A 7,631-nucleotide genomic window follows, 5' to 3' on the forward strand; every position below is an offset into this window, starting at 1 on the left:
AGGCTCACCTCGACCTTGGGCAGGCGTGCCGACCACACGCCGAGGAGCCCGGGGACCAGGCCCTGGCACACGGTCGGGACGGCACCCAGACGCACGCGGCCCTCTACCACCCCCGACCGGGCACGCATGCTGCCGTCGAGAGCGTCGAGCGCGGCGACGGCGGCCCGGGCGTGCGGGAGGACTTCGCTTGCGAGGGCCGTGGGGGCGTTGGCGCGCTCGCGATCCAGGAGCACGCCGCCGAGATCCTCCTCGAGGGCGCGGAGCGTGCGCGATACGGACGACTGGCTCACGCCGAGCGATTGGGCGGCGGCGGTGAAGGAGCCGCTCTCGACGACGGCAAGCAAGGTGCGCAGCTGCGGAACGGTCGGAGCCATGCATTCATGCTATGCCCAGCTGCACTGAATGTATTTGATTCATCCAAAACTGAGCGCGACAGTATCCGCATGACGACAAGACGCCTCGGCCTCACGACCGCTTACGTCGCTCTCGCCCTCATCTGGGGATCCAGCTTCCTGCTCATCAAGGAGGCCCTCCTCGGCCTGACCCCCGGCCAAGTTGCGGTCGGTCGCATCGTTCTGGGAGCCCTCACCCTCCGGACCCTCATGGTCATCGCCGACCGCCAGTGGCCCCGCGAAGCCCGCTTCTGGGGGCACATGACCGTCGTCGGCCTCCTCCTCTGCCTGGTGCCCTTCAGCCTCTTCGCGTGGGCCGGCGAATCCCTCCCCTCAGGCCTCTCGGCGATTCTCAACGCGTCGACGCCGCTCATGACCGCCGTGGCGACGGCCGCCGTCGTGCCGTCGGAACGGATGGGCGCACGGCAGGGGCTGGGCATCGCGCTCGGCGCGGCGGGAGTCGTCATCGTGGTGGCGCCGTGGGGGCTCGGCGGCTTCACGTCGATCCCCGGCCAGCTCGCCTGCCTCGCCGCGACCGCCTGCTACGGGTTGGGGTTCGCGTATCTGAGACGGTTCGTCGTGGGGCAGCACCGCTACGACAGCCTCACCGTCTCCACGGTGCAGCTGGCGACGGCGGCAGGGGTCGCCGTCGTCGCCTCCCCGCTCCTCGCTGCGGGACAGCAAGCCGATCAGCCGTCCTTCACCGTGGTCTCCCTCGGCGCGCTCGCGCTCCTCGGCGTCTTCGGGACCGGGATCGCGTACATCTGGAACACCGCGATCGTGACGAGCTGGGGACCGGTAGCGGCCTCGACGGTCACCTATCTGACGCCGCTCGTCGGAGTCGCCCTGGGCGCTGCCGTGCTCGGCGAAACCCTGAGCTGGAACCAGCCGGTGGGCGGGCTCGTGGTGATCGCCGGTGTTGTGCTCGCCCACCGCGCGAGGCCTCAGGCCACGGCTCAGGGTCCCGCGGTCAGTGTCATGATCGCGGAACCCAGCGCCACCTAGCGGCGTTCTCTGCGGAGGGCGTCGGCGAGGAGTTGGACGAGGTGACGGCCCTCAAGCCCCGCGAGGTCCCGAACCTGGGTCCGGCACGAGAAGCCGTCGGCCAGAAGGCCGCGATCCGGGGCGGCTCCGGCCTTCGCGAGGATGCCGCCTTGGGCGATCATCGTCGAAACCTCGTAGTGGCCCTTCTCCATCCCGAAGTTCCCGGCCAGGCCGCAGCAGCCCGCCGAGATCTCCACGTCGCAGCCTGCGGCCTTGAGCAGCGCCTGATCCGCCCCGTACCCCATGATCGAATGATGATGGCAGTGCGGCTGGACCAGGAGCCTCTCGTCGAGGTGCGGCGGGGTCCAGTCGATCGAGGTCAGGAACTCCGCGACGGTCTTGACGGACGCGGCGAGCTTGGCCGCACGGGGGTCCTCGGGCAGGAGCTCGACGAGGTCGGACCGCAGCGTCGCCGTGCAGCTGGGCTCGAGTCCGATTACCGTCCTGCCCGCCTCCACGTGCGGCAGGAGGGCGTCGAGCGTGCCCCGCAGCCGAGCCTTCGCGGCGGGCAGCTGGCCGGTCGAGATGTACGTGAGCCCGCAGCACGCGCCCGTGGAGATCTCCACGTCGCACCCCGCCGCGGCGAGGACCTCGACGGCCGCGCGCGGGATCTCGGGATCGAGAGCATCTGAGAAAGTATCGACCCACAGGAGCACGTGGGGCGCGTCCGGCGGCGCGGGATGACGACGGCGGGAGCTTACGTCCCAGCGGTACGGCGCCTTGGGCAGGTGCGGGAGTGAGCGCCGCGTGTCCGCGCCCATGAGCGTGAGGGCGGCCTTCCGGAGCGGGGCCACTCGGCCGACGGCGTTGGCAAGTGCCGCAAACGGTGCCGCGAGGCGGAGCCACTGGGGCAACCGACCGAGCGTGTAATGGCTGCGAGGGCGCACCCTTCCCAGGTACGTGCGGTAGAGGGTCTCCGACTTGTAGGTCGCCATGTCGATCCCGGTGGGGCAGTCGTTGGCGCAGGCCTTGCAGCTCAGGCACAGGTCGAGGGCCTCGTGCACTGCCGGCGAGCGCCAGCCCAGCTGGACCACTCCCCCGTTGAGCATCTCCTGGAGCGCCCGGGCCCGGCCTCGCGTCGAGTCCTTCTCCTCGTGCGTCGCCACGAACGAGGGGCACATGAAGCCCCCTTGGCCCCGGAGATCCGCGCGGCACTTCCCCACTCCCACGCAACGGTGGACGGCGTTGGTGATGGAGCCGTCGTCGTCCGCGAAGGCGAAGCCGTCGGTAGCGCGCGCCGCCGTAGCCCTGGGGCGCCTGAGGTGGGCGTCCACAGGATCCGGCCGCACGAGCACTCCGGGGTTGAAGGCTTCCTCGGGGTCGAAGAGCCCCTTGAACGCCCGCATGGCGTGCAACGCCTGAAGACTGTACATCGCCCCGAGCAGTTCGGACCGGGCCCTCCCGTCCCCGTGCTCGCCGGACAGGGAGCCGCCGAGCTCGGCCGCGAGCGCCGCCGCCCGATCGAGGAACCGCCGCATGACCACGCCGTCCCGCTCGAGCGGGAAGTCGATGCGGAGGTGCACGCAGCCATCGCCGAAATGCCCGTAGGCCGTGCCCGTCACGCCCTCCTCGTCCATGAGCGCGTCCAGTCTCCTCAGATAGTCGCCGAGCTGCTCGGGAGGCACGGCCGAGTCCTCCCACCCGGGCCAGGCCTGCGCGCCCGCTGCGGTTCGGCCGGCGAGCCCGGAGGCGTCCTCGCGGATCCGCCACAGTCGCTCTGCCTCGTCTCCTGCGGGGATGACCTTGGTGTCCCGGGCTGCGGAGGCCTCGGCAAGCCTCTGGGCGGTCGCCGCCGCCTCCTCGGGGCTGGCGCCGGGGACCTCCGCGATGAGGAGGCAGCCGCCCTCGGGAACGTCGGGAACCTGCGTCTTGCCCTGCTGGCGCACGGCCTCGATGAGGCGGGTGTCGAGTCCTTCGAGAGCAAGCGGGTGGAACGGCAGGAGATTGGGGACGTCGTCGGCCGCAGAGCCCATGTCCGGGTAGCCGAGCACGGCGAGCGCAGGGGCCACCGCCTTGCCGACAAGCCGCAGCGTGGCCTCGAGCAGGATCCCGCAGGTGCCCTCCGTCCCCACGAGTGCCGCGGCGAGATTCCGCCCGTTCTCGGGCAGAAGGTGCTCGAGGGAATAGCCGGAGACCTGGCGGCTGAAGCGGCCGAACTCCGTGCGGATCACGCCCAGATTCTCGGCGACGAGGTCGGCCAGTCCGGGCACGGCGTCGACCGCCTGCGCCCCCGAGGAGGCCTCGAGGATCTCCCCCGACGGGAGCAGGAACGTGAGCGAAACGACGTTGTCTGCCGTGCGCCCGTAGGCCATCGCGTGCGAGCCGCACGCGTTGTTGCCGATCATTCCGCCCAGCGTGCAGCGTGAGCCACTCGCCGGGTCGGGGCCGAAGCGGAGCCCGAACGGCTCGCACGCCTTCTGGAGGGACGCGAACACGACGCCAGGCTCGACGACCGCCGTCTTGGTCTCAGGGTCCACCGACAGGATCCGGTTGAGGTATCGGGAGAAATCGAGGACGACGCCGGGCCCGATCGAATTCCCCGCCATCGAGGTGCCCCCACCCCTCGCGGTCACGGGGATGCCGTGCCGCCGCGCGGCGTCGACGGTCGCCACGACGTCCTCGCGCGAGCGCGGGAGGACCACGACCTCCGGCACCACGCGGTAGTTCGAGGCGTCGCTCGAGTAGAGCGCGCGGGCGAGCGAGGAATCGTCGACGTCGCCCTCGAGGTGCGACTTCAGCTCGTCGACGAGCGCGGAGACTGACTTCTGTCCGGGGCGAACGGCAATCGACGTCATGCTCCAGTGCTACCCCACCCCGGCACTTCTGTGCAGGGTCTTGGGGGATCTAGCTCACATTCACGCTCGCGAGCGTCCGCTGGGTGTCATCGCGGATCTGGATCGACCGGATCGACGCGAGCTGGTACGAGGTCGCCCCGGTGAGGACGGCCCTGCCGGAATAGCCGGTCGAGGTCCAGCTCGCGGCCTGCTCCTGCCAGCCGCCGTCCGTCACGACCCACACGCTGAACACGCCGGTGCTGGGCATGCCGCGGCACGTGAGGTCGAGCTCCGTACCCCAGCCCTTCTTCACGAGGGCGAGGTCCACCTGGGCCCCGTCCGCCGAGGCGAGCTGATAGCTCGCGGCCGGGGTCGCCGTCGTCGTCGGCGTGGGCTGCGCCGTGGGTGCGGTCGCGACGAGGGGACCGAGCGCGATTCCGCCCGCGAGCGAGGCCGCAGCGGCCCCGGCCAGAGCGCCGCCCCACCGCCAACGCAGCGAACGACGGCGGGCCCGCACCTTCGCGAGGAGCGCCGGAGGAGCCTGGTCCTCCTGGGCGACGGCCGTTTCGGCGGCAAGCGCCTCGGCGCGCTCGCCAGGGACCGAGTCGAGGAGCGCTGGGAGCATTTCGAGTTGCTCGATCTCGGCCCGGCACTCGGCACACGTGGAGACGTGGGCCTCGACCGCCTTGGTCTCGTCCTCGTCGAGCGCGCCGAGCAGGTAGGCACCGAGGGAAATCCGGAGTTCCCGGTGGCTCATTGGGCGGTTCATCGCTCGACCCCCAGTTCGTCGAGGGCCGCGCGGAGCGCCTTGAGGGCGTAGAAGCAGCGCGACTTCACGGTTCCGGCGGGGACGCCGAGGGCGGCTGCCGCCTCGGTGACGCTGAGGCGTCGATAGTGCACGGCGACAAGCGCCTCGCGGTGCTCCCGCGTGAGTCGCATGAGGGCCTCCTCCATCACGACGCGGTCCAGAAGTTCGTTGATCCGCTCCGCGTCGACCGCCGTGTCGAAGCCGTCGACGCCGGGCCCGGGAACCGTGTGGGGACGGCGGGCCCGCTGCCTGTGCTGGTCCACGATGAGGTTGCGGACCGTCCGATACAGGTACGCGCGCAGGCCTGCCGTCGTCTCGGGCGCCTGACGCCACACGCGGATGATGGCCTCTTGGACGATGTCCTCGGCCTGGTCATCGCTGGGCATGGCCCGGCGGGCGAAGCGTTTCAGCGCCGCGCCGTGGTCGCGGTAGATCGCCGCTACCGCTTCCTCGTCCATGGGCATGGTGCCTCCCGGGTGCCGTTGGCCCACACGTGGGTGTCACTGCATAGACGATGCGAGGGCGGAAACGGTTCACTCACGATCATTCTGCCTCGGCATGAACCGTTTGGGGTTTGCCGTCGTCTCCATGGTCAGCGGCGGCCGACCGCCGTCTCACCAGGGAAGGCGTCATCATGAACAAGCGAGCAGCTCTCCTCTTCGCCGCTCTCTCGGCGGCCTCCACCCTCGCCCTCGCAGGCTGTGGTGGCAGCAGCGGCAGCAGTACCTCGAGCACGCCGGCGGCGGCGCCGTCGTCGTCATCCTCCTCGTCGTCCTCGTCTTCGTCGTCCTCGGGAGGTCCCGAGACGCTCAAGACCTCGACGGTCTCGGGGCAGACGATCGTTGTCGACGGCGATGGCAAGACCGTCTACTTCTACACGCGGGACAACGCCGGCACGACCAAGAGCGCCTGCACGGGCGGATGCGCCACGCTATGGCCCGCCGTGACGAGCGATACCGCGCCCATGCTCCAGGGTGTGACCGGCAAGATCGGCAGCATCACGACCGCGGACGGAAAGCAGCAGATCACGATCAACGGCATGCCCATCTACTACTACTCCAAGGACACCGCACCGGGGCAGGTCAACGGCCAGGGCGTTGCAGGCGTCTGGTACGTGGTCGGCTCCGACGGATCGATGATCCAAGCGTCGCTCGCGGCGTCCACCTCGAGCAGCTCGAGCTCACCGAGCTCGTCGGGCAGCTCGGGAACGTCAGGCTACTGACGCGACACTGGTGACCTTTGTGACTCCGGAGTAGATTGGTTGTCCCCGAAGCGAGGAGGAGCCATGTCGGACTTCCGGAGCTACACGGAAGAAGAGAAGCACAGCTACGTCGCGCCGAGCTGCGAGCTCTGCGGCCAGCACCGCCACATCGTCTGGCAGCAGGACGGAGAGCGCTGGATTCCGCGGGACCGGGGGTGCTCCAACGAGGCGTGCCCCCAGTTCTCCGCGGCCTGACGATCAGCCGCCCGCTGCGTTTCAGACCGGGGCGCTTCAGACCGGTGCTTTCCAGACCGGCGGGCGTCAGATCTCGCTGAACTCGTCCTCGAGCGCCTGAGCCTCTGCGCGGCGTTCGTCGAGGTCGGTCACAAGTGCGACACGGCGGGCGATCTCGTCGTCGATCCCGTCCTCATCGAGGGCGAGCAGGTGTTCCTGCCGGCGGAGCCAAGCACCGTTGAGCGAGACGAGGTCCTCGTCCTCGAGGACCTCCTCGACCCGGTCGTCCAGCGCCTCGAGGGCCTCGACCGCGTCGGAGCCGCCGTCGCCCTCGAGGTAGGCGGCGGCGTCGTCGTCGTCCAGCCCGTCGAAGGCGGCGACCATCGCGTCGAAGAGCGCGAGGTGCTCGGGTGCGCCCATCTCGCGCAGGCCCTCCCGGACCAGGCGGTCCAGATCGCCCCGCTCGCCAGCGCTCACCACGTACTGGGCGAATCCCCCGTCGAGCACCTCGGTGAGGAAGAAGTCGACGTAATAGCTGCGCAGCGCGTTGGCCGCGATCTCGTCCTCGCCAAGGAGCTCGGTGTACATCGCGTTGACCACGTCGATGTTCGCATCCACCAGCTCGGCGTCGGGGCCGTCGAGGGCTTCGGCGGGCAGGACAACAGGGAGCTCGTTCGTGGGCATGGGGGCCTCCTGGCTGCGACGATCGGACACGCTTACGACCGTACGACGGCGGCCCTCACCGAACGCCGAGCCCCAGATGAACGTTGAGCGAACCTTGGGCGCAGCCAGCAGCTGGAAGGGGCCGCCTAGAACGGGCCGTGCTGCGGCCGCGGCCGCCAGACCACGAGGGCACCGGAGCGCTGTTCGGGCCGCTGCCCGCGGGTCAGTGTCACCACGTCGCCCGCCATCCCGGCGGCGAAGATGCGCCGCGCGTCACCGCCCAGGCGCCGCGCGTCGTCGACCTCCCGCTCAAGCTCGGCGACCCGGGAGCGCAGGGCCGCAACCTGGTTTTCGAGCTCGAGGATGCGGCGGATGCCCTCGAGGGAGACGCCGTCCTTCGAGAGGCGCTGGACCTCGCGGAGGAGTTCCACGTCGTGCTGGGAGTATCGCCGCTGCCGCCCGGACTGTCTGGAGGGCGAGACGAGCCCCAGACGGTCGTACTGGCGGAGGGTCTG

Annotated in this window: 9 protein-coding genes; 3 read left to right on the forward strand and 6 right to left on the reverse strand. The window is 70.2% G+C overall.

The genetic code is table 11. From position 1 onward, the window contains the following. Positions 1-374, reverse strand: a 374-nt coding sequence (locus ACTHL9_RS19270; RefSeq protein ID WP_440520908.1) for a LysR family transcriptional regulator, incomplete at its 3' end; no start/stop codon positions are given. Positions 375-443: 69 nt separating this feature from the next. On the opposite strand from ACTHL9_RS19270, the gene ACTHL9_RS19275 reads away from it, so the two are divergent. Further along, the gene (locus tag ACTHL9_RS19275) at positions 444-1,397 is read left to right on the forward strand and encodes a DMT family transporter (RefSeq protein ID WP_440520909.1); all 954 of its coding nucleotides are present in this window, start codon (positions 444-446) and stop codon (positions 1,395-1,397) included. On the opposite strand, the gene ACTHL9_RS19280 is transcribed toward ACTHL9_RS19275, so the two are convergent. Genes ACTHL9_RS19280 through ACTHL9_RS19290 form a run of 3 tightly spaced genes read right to left on the reverse strand, consistent with a single transcriptional unit; the run spans position 1,394 to position 5,482 of the window. Further along, a complete protein-coding gene (locus ACTHL9_RS19280; protein WP_440520910.1) occupies positions 1,394-4,231 on the reverse strand; it encodes an FAD-binding and (Fe-S)-binding domain-containing protein in 2,838 nt (945 codons plus the stop codon). The two genes, ACTHL9_RS19275 and ACTHL9_RS19280, sit on opposite strands and share 4 nt — an antisense overlap. 49 nt (positions 4,232-4,280) lie before the next feature. After that, entirely contained in the window at positions 4,281-4,967 is a 687-nt protein-coding gene (locus tag ACTHL9_RS19285) for an anti-sigma factor family protein (protein WP_440520911.1), read from the reverse strand. An 8-nt stretch (positions 4,968-4,975) separates the two neighbouring features. Continuing rightward, positions 4,976-5,482, reverse strand: a complete 507-nt coding sequence (locus ACTHL9_RS19290) for a sigma-70 family RNA polymerase sigma factor (RefSeq protein WP_440520912.1) — start codon at positions 5,480-5,482, stop codon at positions 4,976-4,978. Positions 5,483-5,652: 170 nt separating this feature from the next. Between ACTHL9_RS19290 and ACTHL9_RS19295 the strand changes: the two genes are divergently transcribed. Further along, positions 5,653-6,240 carry a COG4315 family predicted lipoprotein gene (locus ACTHL9_RS19295; RefSeq protein WP_440520913.1) on the forward strand — a complete coding sequence of 196 codons (588 nt, stop codon included), beginning with the start codon at positions 5,653-5,655 and terminating at the stop codon, positions 6,238-6,240. A gap of 63 nt (positions 6,241-6,303) precedes the next feature. Next, positions 6,304-6,474, forward strand: coding sequence for a hypothetical protein (locus tag ACTHL9_RS19300; RefSeq protein ID WP_440520914.1), 171 nt, complete (start codon positions 6,304-6,306; stop codon positions 6,472-6,474). Positions 6,475-6,540: 66 nt separating this feature from the next. Here ACTHL9_RS19300 and ACTHL9_RS19305 read toward each other — a convergent pair whose 3' ends face one another. Together ACTHL9_RS19305 and ACTHL9_RS19310 are read right to left on the reverse strand one after the other, a co-directional pair. Next, entirely contained in the window at positions 6,541-7,137 is a 597-nt protein-coding gene (locus ACTHL9_RS19305) for a DMP19 family protein (protein ID WP_440520915.1), read from the reverse strand. A 125-nt stretch (positions 7,138-7,262) separates the two neighbouring features. Beyond that, positions 7,263-7,631: MerR family transcriptional regulator (locus ACTHL9_RS19310; RefSeq protein ID WP_440520916.1), on the reverse strand; the 369-nt coding region annotated here is incomplete at its 5' end.

This window comes from Sinomonas sp. (assembly GCF_051955515.1).
GTDB lineage: Bacteria > Actinomycetota > Actinomycetes > Actinomycetales > Micrococcaceae > Sinomonas.

Coding starts and splice junctions, on each gene's coding strand:
- ACTHL9_RS19285 (WP_440520911.1), bottom strand. CDS start 4,967: ATGAGCCACCGGGAACTCCGGATTTCCCTCGGTGCCTACCTGCTCGGC.
- ACTHL9_RS19295 (WP_440520913.1), top strand. CDS start 5,653: ATGAACAAGCGAGCAGCTCTCCTCTTCGCCGCTCTCTCGGCGGCCTCC.
- ACTHL9_RS19275 (WP_440520909.1), top strand. CDS start 444: ATGACGACAAGACGCCTCGGCCTCACGACCGCTTACGTCGCTCTCGCC.
- ACTHL9_RS19305 (WP_440520915.1), bottom strand. CDS start 7,137: ATGCCCACGAACGAGCTCCCTGTTGTCCTGCCCGCCGAAGCCCTCGAC.
- ACTHL9_RS19300 (WP_440520914.1), top strand. CDS start 6,304: ATGTCGGACTTCCGGAGCTACACGGAAGAAGAGAAGCACAGCTACGTC.
- ACTHL9_RS19290 (WP_440520912.1), bottom strand. CDS start 5,482: ATGCCCATGGACGAGGAAGCGGTAGCGGCGATCTACCGCGACCACGGC.
- ACTHL9_RS19280 (WP_440520910.1), bottom strand. CDS start 4,231: ATGACGTCGATTGCCGTTCGCCCCGGACAGAAGTCAGTCTCCGCGCTC.